The organism is Streptomyces sp. NPDC041968, assembly GCF_055589025.1.
Window position 1 is genome coordinate 288,930 of record NZ_JBVJCB010000006.1, and the last position, 21,689, is coordinate 310,618.

At 71.4% G+C, this 21,689-nt stretch carries 18 protein-coding genes; 7 read left to right on the plus strand and 11 right to left on the minus strand.

The annotated features are described in order from the left end of the window. The first annotated feature begins 83 nt into the window (after window positions 1–83). Both ACZ6EG_RS17270 and ACZ6EG_RS17275 read left to right on the plus strand, forming a co-directional pair. Entirely contained in the window at window positions 84–1,052 is a 969-nt protein-coding gene (locus tag ACZ6EG_RS17270) for a heavy metal transporter (RefSeq protein WP_391969680.1), read from the plus strand. A 321-nt stretch (window positions 1,053–1,373) separates the two neighbouring features. Further along, complete coding sequence (locus tag ACZ6EG_RS17275) at window positions 1,374–1,823, plus strand: ATP-binding protein (protein ID WP_391969681.1); 450 nt, start codon at window positions 1,374–1,376, stop codon at window positions 1,821–1,823. Between the two features lie 110 nt (window positions 1,824–1,933). Here ACZ6EG_RS17275 and ACZ6EG_RS17280 read toward each other — a convergent pair whose 3' ends face one another. Both ACZ6EG_RS17280 and fdxA read right to left on the minus strand, forming a co-directional pair. Next, entirely contained in the window at window positions 1,934–3,031 is a 1,098-nt protein-coding gene (locus ACZ6EG_RS17280; protein ID WP_391969682.1) for a bifunctional succinyldiaminopimelate transaminase/glutamate-prephenate aminotransferase, read from the minus strand. Window positions 3,032–3,148: 117 nt separating this feature from the next. Next, window positions 3,149–3,469, minus strand: coding sequence for a ferredoxin (fdxA, locus tag ACZ6EG_RS17285; protein WP_006603298.1), 321 nt, complete (start codon window positions 3,467–3,469; stop codon window positions 3,149–3,151). 140 nt (window positions 3,470–3,609) lie between these two features. Between fdxA and ACZ6EG_RS17290 the strand changes: the two genes are divergently transcribed. Together ACZ6EG_RS17290 and ACZ6EG_RS17295 are read left to right on the plus strand one after the other, a co-directional pair. Further along, window positions 3,610–4,623, plus strand: coding sequence for a GNAT family N-acetyltransferase (locus ACZ6EG_RS17290; protein ID WP_469605356.1), 1,014 nt, complete (start codon window positions 3,610–3,612; stop codon window positions 4,621–4,623). A 30-nt stretch (window positions 4,624–4,653) separates the two neighbouring features. Next, window positions 4,654–5,529 carry a transglutaminase-like domain-containing protein gene (locus ACZ6EG_RS17295; RefSeq protein WP_469605358.1) on the plus strand — a complete coding sequence of 292 codons (876 nt, stop codon included), beginning with the start codon at window positions 4,654–4,656 and terminating at the stop codon, window positions 5,527–5,529. A 94-nt stretch (window positions 5,530–5,623) separates the two neighbouring features. On the opposite strand, the gene ACZ6EG_RS17300 is transcribed toward ACZ6EG_RS17295, so the two are convergent. From ACZ6EG_RS17300 to ACZ6EG_RS17315, 4 genes are all read right to left on the minus strand, one after another. Further along, window positions 5,624–7,936, minus strand: a complete 2,313-nt coding sequence (locus ACZ6EG_RS17300; protein WP_469605360.1) for a hypothetical protein — start codon at window positions 7,934–7,936, stop codon at window positions 5,624–5,626. 157 nt (window positions 7,937–8,093) lie between these two features. Then, a complete protein-coding gene (locus ACZ6EG_RS17305) occupies window positions 8,094–8,516 on the minus strand; it encodes a DUF6113 family protein (protein ID WP_356604264.1) in 423 nt (140 codons plus the stop codon). Then, on the minus strand, window positions 8,513–9,418 hold the full coding sequence (gene mshB, locus ACZ6EG_RS17310) for an N-acetyl-1-D-myo-inositol-2-amino-2-deoxy-alpha-D-glucopyranoside deacetylase (RefSeq protein WP_469605364.1): 906 nt from the start codon (window positions 9,416–9,418) through the stop codon (window positions 8,513–8,515). The genes ACZ6EG_RS17305 and mshB overlap by 4 nt, the downstream gene beginning before the upstream one ends. Before the next feature lie 89 nt (window positions 9,419–9,507). Then, window positions 9,508–9,702: a hypothetical protein gene (locus ACZ6EG_RS17315; RefSeq protein ID WP_029393692.1), complete on the minus strand. Its 195-nt coding sequence runs from the start codon at window positions 9,700–9,702 to the stop codon at window positions 9,508–9,510. 186 nt (window positions 9,703–9,888) lie between these two features. On the opposite strand from ACZ6EG_RS17315, the gene ACZ6EG_RS17320 reads away from it, so the two are divergent. Further along, window positions 9,889–12,012, plus strand: coding sequence for a S9 family peptidase (locus tag ACZ6EG_RS17320; RefSeq protein ID WP_391969687.1), 2,124 nt, complete (start codon window positions 9,889–9,891; stop codon window positions 12,010–12,012). 623 nt (window positions 12,013–12,635) lie between these two features. Here the strand turns inward: ACZ6EG_RS17320 and ACZ6EG_RS17325 are convergent. Genes ACZ6EG_RS17325 through ACZ6EG_RS17345 form a run of 5 tightly spaced genes read right to left on the minus strand, consistent with a single transcriptional unit; the run spans window position 12,636 to window position 18,233 of the window. Beyond that, window positions 12,636–13,712 carry an ABC transporter ATP-binding protein gene (locus ACZ6EG_RS17325; RefSeq protein ID WP_391969688.1) on the minus strand — a complete coding sequence of 359 codons (1,077 nt, stop codon included), beginning with the start codon at window positions 13,710–13,712 and terminating at the stop codon, window positions 12,636–12,638. Beyond that, window positions 13,705–14,688 carry an ABC transporter ATP-binding protein gene (locus tag ACZ6EG_RS17330; protein WP_391969689.1) on the minus strand — a complete coding sequence of 328 codons (984 nt, stop codon included), beginning with the start codon at window positions 14,686–14,688 and terminating at the stop codon, window positions 13,705–13,707. The genes ACZ6EG_RS17325 and ACZ6EG_RS17330 overlap by 8 nt, the downstream gene beginning before the upstream one ends. A gap of 8 nt (window positions 14,689–14,696) precedes the next feature. Beyond that, window positions 14,697–15,680, minus strand: coding sequence for an ABC transporter permease (locus tag ACZ6EG_RS17335; RefSeq protein WP_469605370.1), 984 nt, complete (start codon window positions 15,678–15,680; stop codon window positions 14,697–14,699). After that, complete coding sequence (locus ACZ6EG_RS17340; protein ID WP_469605373.1) at window positions 15,673–16,596, minus strand: ABC transporter permease; 924 nt, start codon at window positions 16,594–16,596, stop codon at window positions 15,673–15,675. Before ACZ6EG_RS17340 ends, ACZ6EG_RS17335 begins: the two co-directional genes overlap by 8 nt. Before the next feature lie 8 nt (window positions 16,597–16,604). Further along, window positions 16,605–18,233: a peptide ABC transporter substrate-binding protein gene (locus tag ACZ6EG_RS17345; protein WP_391969692.1), complete on the minus strand. Its 1,629-nt coding sequence runs from the start codon at window positions 18,231–18,233 to the stop codon at window positions 16,605–16,607. Window positions 18,234–18,757: 524 nt separating this feature from the next. On the opposite strand from ACZ6EG_RS17345, the gene ACZ6EG_RS17350 reads away from it, so the two are divergent. Both ACZ6EG_RS17350 and ACZ6EG_RS17355 read left to right on the plus strand, forming a co-directional pair. Next, complete coding sequence (locus tag ACZ6EG_RS17350) at window positions 18,758–19,786, plus strand: ABC transporter permease (RefSeq protein WP_391969693.1); 1,029 nt, start codon at window positions 18,758–18,760, stop codon at window positions 19,784–19,786. Window positions 19,787–19,865: 79 nt separating this feature from the next. After that, a complete protein-coding gene (locus ACZ6EG_RS17355; protein WP_391969694.1) occupies window positions 19,866–21,626 on the plus strand; it encodes an ABC transporter substrate-binding protein in 1,761 nt (586 codons plus the stop codon). Window positions 21,627–21,689 lie beyond the last annotated feature (63 nt).

The following is a 21,689-nucleotide window of genomic DNA, read 5'->3' on the forward strand; positions in this document are numbered from 1 at the left end:
GCCCCGACCCTAACGCCCCTGTCCCGCCGGGCACTGTCCGTACCCGGGGTACACCACTCCCTACCCTCCAGTACCTTGTACGCGTGCTTCAGCCGCCGCCTCGCAAACGCCATGGCCGTCTCCTCCGTTCCGGGGCGGCCCTCGTGGTCCTGCTCGCGGTCGCCGGATACCTCGTGGTGCAGTACGTCACCGGGGGCGGCGGCGCTCCGGGCTGCCGGGTCGTCTCGGGCGAGAACGGCGGCCAGACGTACGAGTTCTCGCCGGAGCAGGCGGTCAACGCGGCGACGATCACCGCGGTGGGCACCGCGCGCGACCTGCCGGAGCGTGCCGTGACGATCGCGCTGGCGACCGCGCTCCAGGAGTCGTCGCTGCGGAACATCGACCACGGCGACCGCGACTCGCTCGGCCTCTTCCAGCAGCGCCCCTCGCAGGGCTGGGGCACGCCCGGGGAGATCATGGACCCGGCGTACTCGGCGGGCCAGTTCTACGACCATCTGGTGAAGGTGCCCGGCTACACGAGCCTGCCGCTGACCGTCGCCGCGCAGCGGGTGCAGCGCAGCGGCTTCCCCGAGGCGTACGCCAAGCACGAACCGGACGCCACTCTGCTCGCCGCCGCGCTGACCGGGCGGTCCGCCGCGACGCTGACCTGCGAGGGCCGTCCCGGTACGGGCCGGGACAAGGGGCCGGACGCGGTCCGCGAGGCGCTCGTACGGGACTTCGGGCGGGACGTCCTCCAGCCGGCCGGCGCGGAGGCGGACGCCCCGGCCGCCGCGCCCGCCCCCTCGGCGTCCGCGGGCGGCACCGACGGGCGGACCGTGACACTCCCCGTGGCCACCGGCACCGGCGCGGACACGGACCCCGGGCGGCGCGGGTGGCAGCTGGCGCACTGGGCGGTCGCCAACGCCTCGTCGCTGCACATCCAACGGGTCTCCTACGCGGGCCGGGAGTGGACCGCGGGGAACACCGACAGCAGGTGGCATCCGACGACCGCGGGCGGCGCCCAGGGCGCGGAGCGGGCCGCGGGCGCGGTCCGGATCACCTCCACGCGGTAGCGCTCGCCCGTACGAGCCGTCACTCCGAGGGGTTACCGGCGCCGAGGCCCGGCCGGTCGGTGCGCGGATGTCCGCGCCGTCGCCCCCGAACCCGCCGGAGGCCAGGGAAACCAAGGGCTGTGAGGATGCGGAGGGTTTTCCGGCCGGCCACCTTTTGCCCGTTTTTCTGTGCACCCGATAATGCGACGCATTACCAACTCTTTACGTTGCGCCGCCGCAACCTTCGCGGCCTTCGAGCGGTAGTCACTGCGTCCGAGCCCGGTGGATCACTCGCCAGGCACGGTCGGATCACCCATCGTTGACTTCCGTCGAAGGAGCATCATGTCCCTCCCCCTGACCCGCCGGATCGCCCGTGCCGCGCTGCTCGTCGCTGCGGGAGCGGCTGCCGGGGTCGGTGCGGCCGGCTCCGCCAGCGCGGCTCCCGAACTGCCGGCCACCCCGAACCTCGGGGGACTGACCGCCCTGGACGGGGCGAACGTCGGCAACACCGTCGACTCCGCGGCCCAGAACGTCACGCAGACCGCGGGCGACACCGGCGGCAAGGCCGTCAAGAAGACCGTGCCGGCCGCGGGCAAGACCGGTGGCTCGGTCGTCAAGAAGACCACGCCCGTGGCGCAGAAGGCCGCCGGGGACGCGGCCGGCTCCGCCGGCGAGATCGTCGGTGACACCGCGGGGACCGCCACCGAGGGCGGCCTGCCGACGGACGCGCTGGGCAAGGGCGGGCTGCCCGCCGCCGGTTCGCTGCCGGTGCAGGGTCTGCCGCTCGGCTGACGGTCGCCGACCTGTGCGACGAGGGGGCCCGGGAGTTCTCCGGGCCCCCTCGCCTTCCGTGTGCCCTCGGCCGTGGACCCGTGAGCCCGTGAGCAGCCCGGGCCGTCCGCTCAGGCCGTCAGACGTCGCACCGCCGCCTCGACGCGTTCGTCGGTCGCCGTGAAGGCGACCCGGACGAAGTTCTCACCCGCCGGGCCGTAGAAGTCGCCGGGGGCCACGAGGATGCCGCGCTCGGCGAGGTGGGCCACCGTCTCCCAGCAGGACTCCTCGCGGGTGGCCCAGAGGTAGAGGCTGGCCTCGCTGTGCTCGATGCGGAAGCCGTGACCGGCCAGCGCCTCGCGCAGCGCCGTGCGGCGGGCCGCGTAGCGCTCGCGCTGGACGCGGACGTGCTCGTCGTCGCCGAGGGCCGCCACCACGGCCGCCTGCGTCGGCGCGGACGTCATCATGCCTCCGTGCTTGCGGATCTCCAGGAGCGGGCCGAGGACCGCCGGGTCGCCCGCCAGGAAGGCCGCGCGGTAGCCCGCGAGGTTCGAGCGCTTGGAGAGCGAGTGGACCGCCACCAGGCCGTCGTAGGAGCCGCCGTTGACGTCCGGGTGCAGGACGGAGACCGGGTCGGCCTCCCAGCCCAGCTCCAGGTAGCACTCGTCGGAGACGACGAGGACGCCGTGCTCGCGCGCCCAGGCCACGACGCGGGTCAGCTCGGCCTTGGACAGGACCCTGCCGGTCGGGTTCGACGGGGAGTTGAGCCACAGGAGCCGCAGCCCCGACGGGTCCAGCTCGGTCGGGTCGTCGTACGCCTCGTACTCCGCGCGGGCCAGGCGCGCGCCGACCTCGTAGGTCGGGTAGGCCAGGCGCGGGAAGGCCACCTTGTCGCCGGGGCCGAGGCCCAGCTGGGTGGGGAGCCAGGCGACGAGTTCCTTGGAACCGACGATGGGCAGTACGTGGCGGTGGGTGACGTCGCGGGCGCCGAGACGGCGCCCGAGCCAGCCGGTGATCGCGTCGCGCAGTGCCGGGGTGCCCCAGACCGTCGGGTAGCCCGGGGAGTCCGCCGCGTCGGTCAGGGCCTTCTGGATCAGCTCGGGGACCGGGTCGACCGGGGTGCCGACGGAGAGGTCGACGATGCCGTCGGGGTGCGCGGCGGCCGTCTTCTTGTACGGCTCCAGCCTGTCCCAGGGGAAGGTGGGGAGGCGATCGGAGACTGCGGACACGGTTTCTGGCTCACTTTCTCGGTGCGGCTCGAGCGGCGAAAACGCCTCGGTCCCGCACGGCACCGATCAGGGGCGATCAGCCGTACGGGACCGAGGCGGCGCGGTGCGGGGCCGCTCCTACTGGTTCTGCGGCGGCAGCGCGGCGATGAAGCTGTGGTCGCGCTCGATCAGCCCCAGCTTGCTGGCGCCGCCGGGCGAGCCGAGCTCGTCGAAGAACTCGACGTTCGCCTTGTAGTAGTCCTTCCACTCCTCGGGAGTGTCGTCCTCGTAGAAGATCGCCTCGACCGGGCAGACCGGCTCACAGGCACCACAGTCGACGCATTCGTCCGGGTGGATGTACAAGGACCGCTGGCCCTCGTAGATGCAGTCGACCGGGCACTCCTCGATGCACGCCTTGTCCTTCACGTCGACACAAGGCTGCGCGATGACGTAGGTCACGCTGTCGTTCCTCCTCGATAGGGCGCTGGCGGGCCTCCTCAGGCTCCGCCGCCTGGCGCGCGGGAGCGCGGCGTCGTCGATGCCCGCCCCTAGTATCTCCGTTCTTGGGCATGATCCGAACAGGAGGGGTGGACCGACCCGTGGAAATCTCTGCCGCTGGGCGTCTCGATGTCCGTATCACCGCTGCTGACGTGGGCAAACGAGTCTCCGTGCGGCGCTTGAGCGAAGCTGGTGCGGCGGGTGAGAAGTTCACCGATACGGTCGGTGTTCTCACATCATGGGACAAGGGTGTGCTGCTGATCACACGCAAGAGCGGCGAGAGCGTGCGTGTCCCGGAATCCGCGCTGGTCGCGGGCAAGGTCGTGCCGTCCGCGCCCGCCCGTCGACGCGGTCCCGCCGCCACCTACGCGGAGCTGGCGCGGGCCGCCTCACGGGCGTGGCGGCCGGTGGAGAGCGAGTGGCTCGGCGACTGGGAGCTGCGGGCCGCCGCCGGGTTCACGCGGCGGGCCAACTCGGTGCTGCCGCTGGGTGATCCGGGTCTGCCGCTCGACGCGGCGCTGACCGCCGTACGCGGTTGGTACGCCGCACGCGGACTGCCTGCGTACGTGCAGACCGCCACCGGCGCCGCGGGCACCCAGGAGATGCTCTGCGGCGAGCTGGAGCGGCGGGGCTGGGCGCGGGAGGTGTCGGCGGAGGTGTGGACCGGCGCGCTGGCACCGGTCGCCGACCGGGCGGAGGGCGCCGGTGTGGCCCTGGCCCGGGAGGCGGACGAGGCGTGGCTCGCGCGGTACCAGCGCAAGGGCGTGAGCGAGGTGGCCCTGCGGGTGCTGGGCGGGGGGCCGTCGGTGTGGTTCGCGACGGTTCCGGGTGCGGACGGGGGTGCCCCGGCCGCGATCGGGCGGTGCGTCGTGGACGGGCGGTGGGCCTCCTTCGCGGCCGTCGAGGTCGACCCCGCGCTGCGCCGCCGGGGGCTCGCGACCGCCGTGATGGCCGCGCTGGCCGGGCGGGCGCTCGACGAGGGCGCGTCGGCGGCCTGGCTCCAGGTCGAGACGGACAACGCCCGGGCGCGGGCGCTCTACGCCGGGATGGGCTTCGCCGCGCATCACGCGTACCACCACTACCGGGAACCGGCGGATGCCGGGACGGACCGGTAACCGATCGCCATGGAAGGGCACGAACCGGCTATGCGTCACCCCCGTCCCCCGTCACCGGAACGCTCCGCCGACCTGCGGCGGCGGTTCGCCGAGGAGGCGCGGTCCGAGCGGCCCGACCTGGCGGCGCTCTGCCTGCTGGTGGGCGCGCAGGCGGACGGGACGCTGGACGAGGCGGGTCTGGACGCCGCGCAGGTGGAGCTGGACCGGCTGGCCGGACAGCTGCCGTTCCGACCGGGTTCGCCGGAGGCCTGGGCGGTGGCGGTGCGGGACCTGCTCGGCGAGCGCTACGGGTTCCACGGGGTCGCGGCGGACTACCAGCGCCTCGATTCGTCGTTGCTGCACGAGGTGCTGCGGCGCCGGCGCGGGCTGCCGATCATGCTGTCCGTGGTGTGGCTGGAGGTGGCCCGGCGGGCGGGGGCCCCGGTGTACGGGGTCGCGCTGCCGGGGCACTTCGTGGTCGGGTTCGGGCCGGAGTCCGGTCCGGTGTCCGGGTCGCGGGAGGAGCGGGTGCTCGTCGATCCCTTCGACGGCGGGCGGGTGCTGAGCGGGAACGACGCGGAGGCGCTGGTGGCGGGTGCCACGGGGGCCGGGCTGCGGGCCTCGATGCTGGAGCCCGCGGCGCCGCTGGACGTGGTGGCGCGCATCCTGAACAACATCCGGGCCTGGGCGGCGGCCCGGCCGGAGCGGTCCGACGTCGGCCTGTGGGCGATCGAGCTGGCGCTGCTGCTGCCGGCCCATGCGGCGCGGCTGCGGTACGAGCGGGCCCGGTTGCTGGTGCAGCGCGGGGAGTTCACGGCGGGGGCCGGTGAGCTGGAGGCGTACGCCGAGGTGGTCGCGGCGGTGGACGAGGCGGTCGCGGAGGAGATCCGCGGGGAGGCCCGGGCGGCCCGCGCGCTGCTCAACTGAGGCCGCCCCGACGCTCCGGCGGTCGCCTCCGTCCTTCTCGACAACGGCAGGGGGCGCCCGGCGGTCGCCGGGCGCCCCCTGCCGTCGGGTCGCGTCAGGTCGGGTTGGTCTCGATGACCGCGACGCGGTCCGTCTTGCTCTTCAGGGCCGGGCGCATGGCGCTGATGACGTCCTCCGGGGTCACGGGGGTCTTCTTGCCGTTGCCCCGGGTGATCAGCACGCCGTCGTACGCGCCGCCGTACAGCTCCTTCAGCGCGGCCTTGTCGTACTTCTCGACCAGCTTGCCGTCGACCGGCTCGACGGCGAGGAACTTCCACAGGGAGTTCTGGGGGCTGAACCTGACCTCCACCCCGCCCGCCTCGACGGTGACGATGCCCGACATCGCCGGCTCGGCGAACTCCTTCAGCATCCGGTCGACCTCGGCCTTGGAGACCGTGGGCTGCTGGGCGGTGGTCGGCACGTTCACCGAGGCGGCGGTGCCCGTCTCCACCTGGGCGCGGTACGCCGCCGCGACGGCCTCGGTCGACTTGTCGACGTCGATGCCCTGTCCCGCCTTGCCGTACACCGGCACGGCCTTGCCGGACTCGAACTTGATCGTGCCCTCGGTCGCCGACCCCGCTCCACCGGCGGCGTCCCGCAGGGCGGCGTGCAGCTTCTCCTCGTCGACGGGCATGACCGGCTCCACGACCCGCTGCTGTCCGAAGAGCGAGCCGATCACGGAGACCGGGTTGTAGTCGCTCTTGGCCGCGGAGCTGGCCGTGGCCTGGGTGTCGATCTGCAGGCCCGCCTGGTCCGGCTTCAGGGAGACGGTCTCGCCGCCCACCGTGAGCTTGAGCGGCTTGCTCGCGCGGGCGGAGAGGACGTCGTCCAGCTTCTCGACGGCGTCGTCGCGGGTCCCGCCGCCGATGTCGACGCCGAGCACGCTGGTGCCCTTGGGGACGTCGGAGCGGTTCATGAGCAGGCCGGCGCCGTAGGTGACACCGGCGATCACGACCAGGCCGCCGACGAGCAGCGGAAGCTTTCCGCGCCCCTTCCTCTTGGCCGGCTTGTTGGACCCGGCGGGGGGCGTGGAGACCGGCTCGGGGAGCTTCGGCGGGGTGTGCGGCAGCGGTCCGTCGGCGGGCGCGGCGGTCTGGAACGGCGTGCTCCGGTCGGCCGGCACGACGGGGATGCCGCTGGAGACGGTGTTGCCGGAGACGTTGTCCGGGTTGCCGTAGCCGGGGGGTACCGGCTTCTGGGGGGTGAGGATCGCGGTGTCGTCGCTCAGCCCGCCGCCCGGGCCGCGCCGGGCGGCGTCGGGACCGGCGGCACCGGGGCCCTGGGGCATGCCCGGGCCGCCCGGTCCTCCGGGGCCACCCGGGCCTGCGGGGCCGCCCGGTCCACGCAGGCCGTCGGGGCCGCGCATTCCGTCGGGCGCGGGCCCGGTCTGCCCTTGGGGGGCGCCGAGGCCCGTGGGCCTGCCCGGGAGGCCGAGGTCGGCGACCGGGGGCGGCGTCGTCAGGGCGCTGTCGCCGGTGACCGGGCCGCCGGTCGGGCCCGTGGGGCCACCGCCGTACGGCGACTGCCCGTTCGGGCCGTGCTGCTCGCCGCGGGGCGCGGCGGCCTGGTGGCCCTGGCCGTTCCCCGAGAAGTACGGCAGGTCGTCGCGGCGCGGTCCGCCGCCGTCGGCACCCGGGCCGGTGCCCGTGCCGTTCCCGTTGCCGTTGCCCAGCGGGCCCGCCGCCAGGGCCTCGGTCACGTCGAAGGAGCCGGTGCCGCCGCCGTGGCCGGGCGCCACCGGACCGCCGGTGGCGCCGGACATCCCGGCCCCGTTGGTGGACCCGGACCGGGAGCCGCCCGGCACGTTCATGGAGCCGACGACGCCACCGGGACGGCCACTCCCGCCGCCCGGGCGTGCGGCGGCACCGGTGCCGGGAGCACCGGCCCCGGGAGCGGTCGGCGCCGGGGTCGAACCGCCGGGCTGAGCGGCGCCGTTGGCCGCGCCGCCGCCCTGCGCGCCCTTGCCCGGGCCGGACTTGCGCGGCGCGAACCAGTCGCTGGCCGGCTTGTCGTCGGCCGGGCCGGAGTGCTGCGCGGGTTCGGCGGGAGTCTCGCCGGCGCTCGCGGGGACGGCGGGGCCCGGCTCGGACCGCTCGGCCGTCTCCGCGTCGGCGGTGTCGCCCTCAGCGTCCGCGACGGGCTTGCGCATGACGACCGGCGGGATGGGCCGTGATCCGGGGATGTTGATCCGGATGCGGGTCGTCAGCGTCGTCTCGGTCTTGCGCTCCTCCGGCCGCGAGGCCGAACGGCCCGCGTCCGCACCGGCGTCGGGAGCCGTGGGTGTCCCGTAGGGCGGGGTGCCCGACGGGTATGCGGCTCCGCCGCGCCCGTGGGGCCCGGAGGACGAACTGTCAGTTTCACGACTCAAGGCAGGTTCTCCCGGTTGGCTCCGCCGCCCGTCACCCCTTCAGAGCGGGCGGCCCGGCGGCGCGCACCACCATACTGGCCACTTCCCGCGGGTATCCCGGGACCGCCGGGGAAACCCACACGGGACTCCCACGCCGACGTCTCGGCGAAGCAGTACGTCACTTGCGAAGTCGGTCGGCGCCGCCGTCCGGTTGCCGCACCGGCGCGAGGGTGGCGCACATCACAGCGACGGCGATACCACCGAGCAGGAAGAGATAGGAGCCGCTTCCCGCGGCGAAGAGGAAGTCGCCCTCCGGACGGCTGGTGGTGAGCAGGACCACGGCGAGGGCCCATCCCGCGGCGGGCGCGACGGCCCCGCCCCGGCGCCCCACGGCCCGGCCCGCGCCGAGACACAGGCCCGCCTCCGCGGCCAGCGCGAGCAGCAGCCCGCCCGGGAACCACGCGGGCTGCAGCAGTGCCCCGGCCACCCCGACCACGGCACCGAGCAGGAAGAGGCCCAGGTACAGGGCGGCCCGGCCGAGGGACGGCGCCCGCAGCGGCTGGGCCAGGGCGGAGGCCGCCGGCTCGTTCCGCCCGCTCACGACGCCTCTCCGATCCCGGCCCCGATGCCCATACCGGTCCCGGTCCCGAGCCCGGCGAACAGGTCCTCCTCGCGGGCGTCCGCGTCACCGGCCCGCTCGCCCCGCACCAGTTCGTAGTACTCGGTGGTGAAGAGCGGCTGGGCCAGTTCGTTGGAGAGGACGAAGTACGGCTCGGCCACGGTGATCTGCGTGGCGTGCGCGCGCATGGCGGCGGCCTTGGCGGCGCGGGCGGGGGCGTCGCCGCGGATCTCGGTGGTGATCACCTCGTCCGGCACGACACCGGGGACGTCCTCGACCCCGGCCGCCTTGTCGAACGGCAGTCCGGGCAGCTCGTCGCGGAGGCGGGCGAAGGCGTCCTCGGCGACGGTGCGCGGCACGCGGTTCCAGTAGACCTTGGCGACCGGGCAGCCGGCCTCGTCCGCCAGCTCGACGGCGCGCATGGCGATGCGGTGGGCCTGGATGTGGTCGGGGTGGCCGTAGCCGCCGTCGGGGTCGTAGGTGACGAGGACCTGGGGGCGCACCTCGCGGATCACGTCGACGAGGAGCGCGGCGGCCCGGTCGACGTCCGCCTGCCACAGGCAGCCGGGGTCCTCGTTGTCGGGCAGGCCCAGCATCCCCGAGTCGGCGAAGCGCCCCGGCCCGCCCAGCAGCCGGAAGTCGTCCACGCCGAGCGCGCGCATCGCGGCTGCCAGTTCGTCGCGGCGGTGCCCGCCGAGCGCGGGCCCGGTCAGGTGCGCCAGCTCGGGCGGGATGACCTCGCCCCGCTCGCCGAGGGTGCAGGTCACCAGGGTCACGTGGGCGCCCTCGGCCGCGTACCTGGCCATGGTGACGCCGTTGTTGATCGACTCGTCGTCCGGGTGCGCGTGCACCAGCAGCAGACGCCGGGCGGGCTGTTCCGTCATGGGACCACCCTATGAGGCCGCGCGCCCGTCCTCCTCACGCGGGAGACCGTCCGGGCGCGGGCCGATGCGCGGCCGGGTGTGCGGCCGCGTCAGAAGTTGATGCTCCCGATCATCCCTGCGATGTTCGTCGTCAGCTCACTGATCGTGGGCGCGACGGTCGACGAGGCCAGGTAGAAGCCGAGGAGCATGCACACGACCGCGTGCCCCGCCTTCAGTCCTGACTTCTTGACCAGCAGGAAGACGATGATCGCCAGCAGCACAACCGCCGAAATCGAGAGTGCCACGGCGGCTCACCTCCAATGGGCCCAGGGACACGGGGGGTCGGACGCAGTCAGAGCTCGGAGCAGATAAATCCACGCAGCGGGCATCTGGTTGGTACCCACTATGCGCTAGTGATCATAACTATCCGTGCGCGCGCATCTCTCGGCGCACGGCCGCACAAGGGGGCGCATGGCCAATATGGTCAGGGCATGACGACCGAGTCCGATTCCTTCCCCAAACGGCACGCCCGCACCCAGCGGTTCACGCTCGGCGCGCCGCGTTCGTTCACCGTGGCACCCGACGGTTCACGGGTCGCCTTCCTGCGCTCCGGTTCCGGTACGGACCGGGCCAACGCGCTGTGGGTCCTCGACGTCGAGGAGGGCGGGGAGCGCGTCGCGGCCGACCCGCGCGCCCTGCTCGGCGGTGCCGAGGAGCACCTGTCGCCCGAGGAGCGGGCCCGGCGTGAGCGCAGCCGCGAGGGCGGCGCCGGCATCGTCGGCTACGCCACCGACTCGGCCGTCGAGCTGGCCGCCTTCGCCCTGTCGGGGCGGCTCTTCGCGGCCGAACTGCGGGCCGGGACGGCACGCGAACTGCCCGTCCCGGGGCCGGTGATCGACCCGCGCCCCTCCCCCGACGGACGGCACATCGCCTACGTCGCCCAGGGCGCCCTGCGCGTGGTGGGTGCCGAGGGGGACGGGGACAGGGCGCTGGCCGAGGCCGACGCGGAGGGCGTCACCTACGGGCTGGCCGAGTTCATCGCCGCCGAGGAGATGGCGCGCAGCCGGGGCTTCTGGTGGGGTCCGGAGTCGGACCGGCTGCTGGTGGCGCGCGTGGACGACACGCCGGTCAGCCGCTGGTGGATCTCCGACCCGGCCCACCCCGAGCGTGATCCACACCACGTGCCGTACCCGGCGGCGGGCACCGCCAACGCGGACGTGCGGCTGTTCCTGATCGGACTGGACGGGGGGCGCACGGAGGTCCTCTGGGACCGGGCGCGGTATCCGTATCTGGCGCGAGTGCACTGGTCAGCGGCGGGTGCGCCGCTCCTCCTCGTCCAGGCGCGCGACCAGCGCAGCCAGTTGTTCCTGGCCGTGGACACCGAGTCCGGCACGACCCGGATGGTGCACGCCGACGAAGATCCGATTTGGCTGGAACTCTTCCCCGGGGTGCCCTGCTGGAGCCCTTCCGGGCAGCTCGTACGGATCACCGACGAGGGTGGTGCGCGGGTGCTGGCGGTGGGGGAACGACCGCTCACCGGAGCGCAGTTGCACCTGCGGGCCGTACTGGACGTCTCCGGCGGCGACGTGCTGGTCTCCGCGTCCGCCGGTGCGGAGGCGGCCGATCCGGAGACCGGTGAAGTGCATGTGTACCGGGTCAACGAACTCGGCGTGGAGCGTGTCTCGCCGGAGGCCGGCGTGCACTCGGCGGTGCGCGCCGGGGGCGTGACCGTTCTCGTCTCCGCGACGCTCGACCGGCCCGGCGCCCGGGCTCAGGTGCTGCGGGACGGAAAGCCGGTCGCGACCGTGGCCTCCTATGCCGAAGACCCCGGTTTGTCCCCGCGCGTGACGCTCACCCAGGGGGGCGCACGCCGCGTCCCGTGCGCCGTGCTTATGCCAAGGGACTACCACGGTGACACCCCCCTCCCCGTCCTCCTCGACCCGTACGGTGGCCCCCACGGCCAGCGCGTGGTCGCCGCCCACAACGCCCACCTCACCTCGCAGTGGTTCGCCGACCAGGGGTTCGCGGTGATCGTCGCCGACGGGCGGGGCACTCCCGGACGGTCCCCCGCCTGGGAGAAGGCCATCAAGGACGACGTGGCCGCCGTCGTGCTCCAGGACCAGGTGGACGCGCTGCACGCCCTCGCCGCCGACTTCCCGCTCGACCTGAACCGCGTCGCCGTCCGCGGCTGGTCCTTCGGCGGGTACCTGGCGGCGCTGGCGGCCCTGCGCCGGCCGGACGTCTTCCACGCCGCGGTCGTCGGCGCCCCGGTCACCGACCTGCGCCTCTACGACACGCACTACCAGGAGCGGTACATCGGCCACCCCGACGAGCAGCCGGAGGTCTACCGCCGCAACTCGGTGATCGACGACGCGGGTCTGGTGGACGCGGCCGAGCCGCACCGCCCGATGATGGTCATCCACGGGCTGGTGGACGACAACGTGGTCGTCGCCCACTCCCTGCGCCTGTCCTCGGCCCTGCTGGCGGCCGGCCGCCCGCACGAGGTGCTGCCCCTGTCCGGCGTCACGCACATGACCCCGCAGGAGTCGGTCGCCGAGAACCTGCTGCTGCTCCAGGTGGACTTCCTCAAGCGGTCGCTCGGGCCCGCCACCTGAGCACGAGGAATGAGGCGGACCGGGACGGCCTGGCGCACCCCGGTCCGCTTCGCCGGCCCCTCGCGGCCGGGCCCTCCCGAAGGTCTCCGCGGAGATCCGCCCTGTCCGCGGACCCTCCGGCCACCGCCAGCAGCGCGGCCGCCGAAAGCCACTGCGGGCTCAGCCCGGCACACGTCACGCAGATCACCACGACGACGATGACGAGGCCCCCGCGCCACGTGCTCGCACCGGGCGTCCGGCCCCCACCACAGGCGCGCACGGAACTGGGTACGGTCCTTCGAATCACCTTCCAGCCGCTCCGAGGGACAGGCTTCCGGCGCGTTGTCGCCTGGCGGTCACAGCGCGCCGAGGGCTCCTGGCAAGCTGCCGAGCCGCTGCCTGGACACTGGCGAGGAGCACAAGTACCCGTGCGTCTTCATCAGTTGGCGTACGGCAGCGCAGAGGGGCGCATCGCCGCTGCGTCCGTGGCCGGGGGCGGCCGGAGCGCGGCCACCGCGTGTTCCACGCCGGCCGACCGCTTTAACACGCGGGCAACTCAACCGAAGCGGTACCGATATACGGACGCGCGACGCTGATCAGCGTGCGGCCGTGCGGGTGCCGTGAGCGGGCCGGGGAGCGCCATGTCACCCCGGCCCGCTGCCGCGCCCACCCTTCCGTTCGCCGTCGCCGTCCGTCTCCGGCGGCACCACCTGCTTCTCCTCCGCGAAGTGGCACGCCGAGTCGTGGGCCGCGGGGCCGGTGGCGTGCCGGAACTCGGCGGGCACCGCGAGCGCGGGCACCTCCAGGGCGCAGCGCTCCCGCGCCTTCCAGCAGCGGGTGCGGAAGCGGCATCCGGAGGGGATGGCGGTGGGCGAGGGGACGTCACCGGTCAGGATGATCCGCTCGCGGTGCTCCCGGGCCCGAGGGTCGGGCACCGGCACGGCGGACAGCAGGGCCTGGGTGTACGGGTGGGTGGGGTGGTCGTAGATCTCGGCGTCCCGGCCGGTCTCCACGATGCGGCCGAGGTACATCACGCCGACCCGGTCCGAGATGTGCCGGACGATCGACAGGTCGTGGGCGATGAAGATGTAGGAGAGGTCGAACTCGTCCTGGAGCCGGCCCATCAGGTTGATCACCTGCGCCTGCACGGACACGTCGAGGGCCGAGACCGGTTCGTCCGCGACGATGATCTCCGGGCGCAGGGCGAGTCCGCGGGCGATGCCGATGCGCTGGCGCTGGCCGCCGGAGAACTGGTGGGGATAGCGGTTGATGTACTCGGGGTTCAGGCCGACCACGTCGAGCAGGTGCTGGACCCGCTGTCGCCGGTCGTCCTTCGGGGCGACCTCCGGATGGATGTCGTACGCCTCCCCGATGATGTCGCCCACCGTCATCCGGGGGTTGAGGGAGGTGTAGGGGTCCTGGAAGACCATCTGGATGTTGCGGCGCACGGCTTTCAGCGCCTTGCCCGACAGCCGGGTGATGTCCTCGCCCTTGTAGCGGATCTCCCCGGCCGTCGGCCTCTCCAGGTTGACCAGCATCTTGGCGACCGTCGACTTGCCGCAGCCGGACTCGCCGACGATGCCGAGGGTCTCGCCGCGGTCGAGGTGGAAGTCGACGCCGTCGACCGCCTTGACGGCCCCGACCTGCTTCTTGAAGAGGATGCCGGTGGTGAGCGGGTAGTGCTTGACGAGGCCCCGGACCTCCAGGATCGGCTCAGCCATGCAGGCACTCCCTCCAGAAGTGGCAGGCGCTGCCCCGCTCCGACTCCGACTCCGTCACCTCGTACAGCGGCGGTACGTCGGTGCGGCAGACGTCCTGGGCCATCGGGCAGCGGGGGTGGAACGCGCAACCGGGCGGGATGCGGGTGAGGTTGGGCGGCAGGCCCTTGATGGCGTACAGCTCCTGGCCCTTCTGGTCCAGGCGCGGGATGGAGTCCAGCAGGCCGCGGGTGTACGGGTGGGCCGGTGCCTTGTAGATGTCGTGGACCGGCGCCGTCTCCACGATCCGGCCCGCGTACATCACGGCGATCCTGTCGGCGACGTCCGCGACCACGCCCAGGTCGTGGGTGATGAGGATCAGGCCCATGTGCAGCTCGCGCTGGAGTTCCGCGAGGAGTTCCATGACCTGGGCCTGGACGGTGACGTCGAGGGCGGTGGTGGGCTCGTCGGCGATGATCAGCTTCGGCTCCAGGGCCATCGCCATGGCGATCATGATCCGCTGGCGCATGCCGCCGGAGAACTGGTGCGGGTACTGCCGCACCCGCTCCTTCGCGGCCGGGATGCGCACGCGGTCCATCAGTTCGACGGCCTTGGCGCGGGCGTCCTTGCGGGACATGCCCCGGTGCACGGTGAACATCTCGCCGAGCTGGTCGCCGACGGTCAGGACCGGGTTCAGCGACGACAGCGCGTCCTGGAAGATCATCGCCATCTCGGCGCCGCGGACCTTGCGGCGTTCGTCCTCCTTCAGCTTCAGCAGGTCCCGGCCCTCGAAGAGGACCTCGCCCCCGGTGATCCGGCCCGGCGGCACGTCGAGGATGCCCATGACCGTCTGGGCGGTGACCGACTTGCCGGAGCCGGACTCGCCGAGGACGGCCAGGGTCTCACCCGCGTCCACGCCGTAGCTGACGCCGTTGACGGCCTTGGCGACGCCGTCCCTGGTGCGGAACTCCACGTGCAGGTCGCGCACTTCGAGCAGCATGCGGCGGTTCACCTCAGCTTCGGGTCGAGGGCGTCGCGCACCGCGTCGCCGAGCATGATGAACGCCAGGACGGTGATCGCCAGCGCGCCCGAGGGCCACAGCAGGGCGTGCGGGGCGTTGCGGACGTAGGGGGCGGCGGCGGAGATGTCGATGCCCCAGGAGACGCTGGGCGGTTTGAGGCCGACGCCGAGGAAGGACAGCGTCGCCTCCAGGGCGATGTAGGTGCCGAGCGCGATGGTCGCGACGACGATGACGGGGGCGACGGCGTTGGGCGCGATGTGCCGCAGCAGGAGCCGGGAGTTCGAGGCGCCCAACGCGCGGGCGGCCTGGACGTAGTCGTTCTGCTTCGCGGTGATGACCGAGCCGCGGGCGATGCGGGAGATCTGCGGCCAGCCGAGCAGCACGATGAAGCCGATGACCGGCCAGACGGTGTTGCTGGTGATGACGGAGAGCAGGACCAGCCCGCCGAGGACGACCGGGATGGCGAAGAACACGTCGGTGATCCGGGACAGGATCGAGTCCCCCACGCCGCCGAAGAACCCGGCGAGCCCGCCAAGCACGCTGCCGAGGACGGCGACGCCGAGCGTGGCGAGGACGCCGACCGCCACCGAGGTGCGGGCGCCGTAGACGGTGCGGGTGTAGACGTCGCAGCCCTGGCCGTTGAAGCCGAAGGGGTGGCCCGCCTGCGACCCCTCCTGGGCCTTGGCGAGGTCGCACTTGAGGGGGCTGCCGGAGGCGATCAGCGAGGGCCAGATCGAGATGACGACCAGGAAGAGGATCACCAGCGCCGAGATGATGAAGACGGGGTTGCGGCGCAGGTCGTGCCAGGCGTCGGACCAGAGGCTGCGGGGCTTGTCCTCGGGGCGCGACCCGTCGGGGCCGGGCGGCTGCTCCAGCGTGATCGCCTCGCTCGCGCCCAGGTCCATCGTGCCGCCCATGCCGGTGCCGGCGACGGCGCGCTCGGGCTCGTAGGGCTGCTGCGGGTCAGGCATAGCGGATCCTCGGGTCGAGTACGGCGTACAGGAGGTCGACGAGGAGGTTGGCGACGAGGAAGACGAGGACCAGGACGGTGACGAAGCCGACGACGGTCTGGGTGTTCTGCCGGAGGATGCCCTGGTAGAGCTGGTAGCCGACGCCGTGGATGTTGAAGATCCGCTCGGTGACGATGGCGCCGCCCATCAGGGCGCCGATGTCGGTGCCGATGAAGGTGACGACCGGGATGAGGGAGTTGCGCAGCAGGTGCCGGGTGATGACCCGGTGGCGGGGCAGGCCCTTGGCGACGGCGGTACGGACGTAGTCGGAGCGCCGGTTCTCCGCGATGGAGGTCCGGGTCAGGCGGGTGACGTACGCCAGGGAGACCGAGGCGAGGACCAGGCCGGGGACGATCAGCTCGCCGAAGGCCGCCTCGGAGGAGACGGCCGGGTCGATCCACCCCCATTCGACGCCGAGCAGCAGTTGGAGCAGCAGGCCGGTGACGAAGGTCGGGACGGAGATGACGACCAGCGTGAGCAGCAGGACCCCGGTGTCGATCGGCCGGCCGCGGCGCAGGCCGGTGACGACACCGAGGACGATGCCGACGACGATCTCGAAGAGGATCGCCACGAGCGTCAGGCGGATGGTGACCGGGAAGGCGGTGCCCATCAGCTCGGTGACCGGCTGGCCGTTGAAGGCGGTGCCGAAGTCCCCGGTGAAGACGTTGCCCATGTAGGTCAGGTACTGCTGCCACACGGGCTTGTCGAGGCCGAACTCCTTGCGCAGCTGGGCGGCGGTCGCCGGGTCGCACTCCCGGTCGCCGCAGAGTCCCGCGACGGGGTCGCCCATCACGTTGACCATCAGGAAGATCAGCAGCGTGGCCCCGATGAAGACCGGGATCATCTGGAGCAGCCGCCGGACGACGTAGCGTCCCATGGCGAACCTCAGCCGACCTTGATCTCGTCGTAGACCGGGACGCTGAACGGGTTGAGCTCCACGTCGGACAGCCGGTCGGAGTAGCCGGCGCTGCCGTTCTGGTACCAGAGCGGGATGGCGCCCATCTCGTCCCGCAGTACCTCCTCGGCCTGCTGGAAGATGCCGACGGCCTTGGCGGTGTCGGGCTCGGCGTTGGCCTGGTCGACGAGGTCGTCGAACTTCTGGCTGGACCACTTGCCGTCGTTGGAGGAGGCGTTGGTGTAGTACAGCGGCTGGAGGAAGTTCTGGATGAGGGGGTAGTCCATCTGCCAGCCGGCGCGGAAGGGGCCGCTCATCTTCTGGTCGGTGATCTGGTTGCGGAAGTCGGCGAAGGTGCCGACGGGGTTGCCGACGCAGGCGCGGTCGTTCTCCAGGGCGTTGTTGATGGAGTTGCAGACCGCGTCGACCCACTGGCCGTGGGAGCCGGTGTCCGCGTTGTAGGTGATCTTCACCTGTCCGCCGGGCAGTCCGCCGCCGTCCTTGACCAGCTTCCTGGCCTCCTCGGGGTTGTACTCGCAGGCCTCACCGCACAGCCCCTCCTTGAAGCCGCCGTCCTCACCGAGCACGGGTGAGGTCCAGTCGGTGGCCGGGGTGCGGGTCTGCTGGAAGATCGTGTCGGTGATCTGCTTGCGGTCGATCGCCATGGAGAGGCCCTTGCGGACCTTCTCGGAGCCCGGCTTGTTCCAGGCCTCGTCGTAGAACGGGAAGGCGAGGGTCTGGATGATGCCGGCCGGGGTGTTGATGTACCGGTCGCCGAGGTCGTTCTTCACGTTCTTGAGCTGGGCGGCCGGGACGTCGTCGACCAGGTCGAGGTTGCCCGCCATCAGGTCGGTGTAGGCGGTGTTGTTGTCGGTGTAGACCTTCAGGTCGACGCCGCCGTTCTGCGCCTTGTCGTCACCGGGGTACTGGTCCCACTTCCTGAGGGACATCTGGGAGCCGCGGGTGTAGTTGTCGACCTGGTAGGGGCCGTTGCCGACCGGCTTCTTCAGCCAGGCGTCGTGGTCGTCGAAGAACGCCCGGGGCAGAGGTGCGAAGGCCGGGTAGCCGAGGGTGTCGGGGAACGTCGAGAACTTCTGGCTGAGCCTGACGGTGAAGGTGCGGGGCCCGGTCACCTTCAGCCCGGACAGGGTGTCGGCGCTCTGCTCGCCGCCGTCCTCGGGGTGGGTCCTGTCGTAGCCGTCGATGTAGCTGAAGAAGTAGGCGTTGCGCTGGTTGTTCTTCAGGCTCGCGCCGTAGTTCCAGGCGTCCACGAAGGACTGGGCGGTCACCTTCTCGCCGTTGCTGAAGGTCCAGCCGTCCTTGACGGTGACGGTGAAGTTCTGCGAGTCGGAGGTCTCGATCTTCTCGGCGAGCATGTCCTGCGCCTCGCCGGTCTTCGGGTCGTACCTCTTCAGCCCCCGGAAGATCATGTCGAGGACCTTGCCGCCCTGCACCTCGTTGGTGTTGGCCGGCTCCAGCGGGTTCTGCGGGTCTCCCCATGAGGAGCTGAGCACCGCGCCGGTGTCCCCGCCGCTGTCGCCGCCGCCTCCGCAGGCCGTCGCCGCGAGGGCTGCCGCCGCAGCGCATGCGGCCCATCTGGCGTGCCTGGCTCCGCGCATGGAGTGCCTCCTCGTGCCCTGACTCGTCCGACTCGTTCGGCTGGATCGCTGACTCGTCCTCTGGTCCATTACCGGCCAGCATCAGGGCAAAGGGTGCACATCGCACACGCATACCTCCCTTTGGAGGAACCCCACAGCACACCGTCGCCACACGGTGGTCCGCCGGGGGAGGCAAGGCTTTTACCCGGCACAAGGATCTTGAACGTGGAGCGCAATAGATCTTCACCATCCGATGCCGAACCGTTGGATTCAGAACCCTCGGTGTACACATTTCGACGATCTCGCGTCCGCATAACGAGCACCTTGCCTGATTAGTCCAGTTGGCCCGATGTAGGGCACGGATCGATCACGGCGCGCTACACGCGTAGCTATGGTTCGCCCAAGCAACAGTAAAGAAGGTAAATACAGAGCCAAGCCGTTCCGGATTTTATTGACCTTGAACGAATTGCGTTGAAAAAGTCCGGCGTAGCCCGTAGGGGGACGCCCTGCGGAGTCATCAGACCCTCCCTTGGGCCAGGAGCACCATGACCCCCCCAACTCCATCAGCGGCTGCCCCGCTCGCGGTGACCGACGACAGCGTCGTCACGTCGCCCACGCCCACCGGAACTCAGGGCAGCGAGAGCCGTTCCCCGGGCCGACTGGCTTGGAAGCGTTTCAAGCGCGACCGCGCGGGTGTTGCCTCCGCGTGCATCGTGATCTTCTTCTTCGTGATCGCGCTCATCGCGCCGCTCATAGCCAAGCTGTACGGCAAGGACCCGTACACGACGTACGCGAGCCAGCGCCCCGAACTGCTCGACGCCTTCTCGTACCCGGCCGGTCCCAACGGCGGCATGAGCTCGGAGTTCTGGTTCGGCATCGAGCCGCAGCTGGGCCGGGACGTCTTCACCTTCCTGCTCTACGGCATCCGGACCTCGCTGGGCATCGCGGTGGCCGCCACGCTGGTCACCGCCTTCCTCGGCATCGTGATCGGCACCACGGCGGGCTACCTCGGCGGCAAGACGGACTACCTCGTCGGCCGGGTCATCGACATCCTGCTGTCGTTTCCCTCCACGCTGTTCTTCATCGCCTTCATGCCGGTCATCTACGGTCTCTTCGTCGCCCCCGACGAGAACATCCCGACCTGGTTGCGGGCCGTCTCCCTGATCATCGTGCTGTCCGGCTTCGGCTGGGCCTCCCTCGCCCGTCTGCTGCGCGGCCAGGTCCTGGGCCTGCGCGAGCGGGAGTTCGTCGAGGCCGCCAAGGTCACGGGCGCGTCCCCGCGGCGCATCGTCTTCACGGAACTGCTGCCCAACCTGTGGACGCCGATCATCATCCAGTCCACGCTCATGCTCCCGGCCTTCGTGACCGCCGAAGCGGGTCTGGCCTTCCTCGGTGTCGGCATGATCGACCCGACCCCGGACTGGGGCGTCATGATCCAGCGCGGTGCCCAGTTCTACACCGAGGACATCACCTTCATGCTCTTCCCGGGCCTGTCGATGGTGGTCTTCGTGCTCGCCTTCAACCTGCTCGGCGACTCGGTGCGCGACGCACTCGACCCGAAGTCCAAGCGCTGACCCGTCCTTCCTCCCGGTCCGTACACAGGAGTCCGGCCGGCCCACTCCGTCCCGTATGCCCACCCTTGGTAGGTTCACCATGGCTTTCTCCCGTAGAAACTTCCTCATAGCGACCGGTGTCGTCGCGGCCTCTTCCTCGGTCCTGACCGCCTGCGGCGGCAGCGACAACAAGGGCGGCGGCAAGAGCGACGCCCCCAAGGTCAGCGGCAGCAAGACCGTGGACATCCCCGTCGGCACCAAGGCCGACTCGACCGGTCCGGCCCCCGAGGTCAAGGGCGCGGTCACGGGCGGGACGGTCTACTCGCTCGACCAGTTCGACATGGACCACATGGACCCGGCGCAGATCTACGTCTCCACCGAGGCCGCCATCACCGTGCCGATCCTGCGCGGTCTGACCGGTTACAAGATCGACGACAAGGGCAACACGACCCTGGTCGGCGACATCGCCACGGACCCCGGCACGATGAAGGACGGCGGCAAGACCTGGTCCTTCACCATCAAGGACGGCCTGAAGTGGGAGGACGGCTCCGAGGTCACGATGGACGACGTCCGTCACACCTTCGAGCGCCTCTTCGCCTCGTTCATCACCGAGGGGCCGATCTTCGTCCAGTCGTGGCTGGTGGGCGCGGACAAGTACAAGGGCCCCTACGAGGGCAAGCACCTCGACTCGATCGAGATCGACGGCCGCACCATCACCTTCCGCCTCAACGAGGCACGCGGTGACTTCAACTACACCGTCGCGATGCGCGGTTACGCCCTGGTGTCGAAGAAGCACGACACCAAGGAGAAGTACGACAAGCGCCCGTTCTCCTGCGGCCCGTACAAGATCGAGAGCCGTAGCGTCGGCAAGTCCCTCACCTACGTGCGCAACGAGCACTGGGACCCGAAGACGGACGCGATCCGCAACGCCTACCCGGACAAGTTCCACTTCCAGTTCGGCTTCCAGCCGCTGGCCGCCACCGACCGCTTCATCGCGGACTCCGGCAACGACCAGTACGCGATGGCCATCTTCAACGAGGTCGCCGCCGAGCGCATCGCCCAGGTGCTCACCAACGCCGAGCTGAAGAAGCGCGTCCTCACCCAGGTCGACACGGTCACCTACTACTGGCCGATCAACACCACGCGCATCACGGACCTCAAGGTCCGCCAGGCCATCAACTACGCCTGGCCGCACCAGCAGCTCCAGACGATCAAGGGCGGCGCCTCGGTCAGCGAGATCGCCACCACGATCATGAGCCCGGTGACCCCCGGTTACCAGCAGTTCGATCTGTACGGCACGACCAAGAAGCCCGGCGGCGACCCGGCCAAGGCCAAGGAACTGCTGAAGGAGGCCGGCAAGGTCGGCCAGAAGCTGGTCATCGCCTACCAGACCTCGGACAACGCGCTCAAGCAGGCCGTCGCGATCAAGAACGCGCTGGAGGAGGCCGGCTTCAAGGTCGTCAACCAGCAGCTGGACAAGTCGACCTTCTACACGCAGATCGGCAAGACGGACAACGGCTACGACCTGTTCGCCGCCGGCTGGAGCCCGGACTGGCCCAACGGCTACTCCGTCTTCTTCCCGTGCTGGCACGGCAAGAACATCGGCGAGGGCCGCAACAACTACGCCCAGCTGAACGACACGGGCGTCAACAAGGCGATCGACGCCGCCTCCAAGATCGCGGACCCGGAAGAGGCCAAGAAGGCCTGGGGCGCCATCGACCGCCAGATCATGGAGCTGGCCCCGGTCGTGCCGGACTACCACTCCATCCGCAACTGGATGTACGGATCGAAGATCGGCAACGTCGTGTACGACGCCGGCAACACGTGCATCGCGCTCTGCAAGCTCTACGCGAAGAAGTAAGCGCGCACGCTCCTCGGGGGGCGGCCACCACGCTTGCGGTCGCCCCCTGCGCCCCACCCCCCT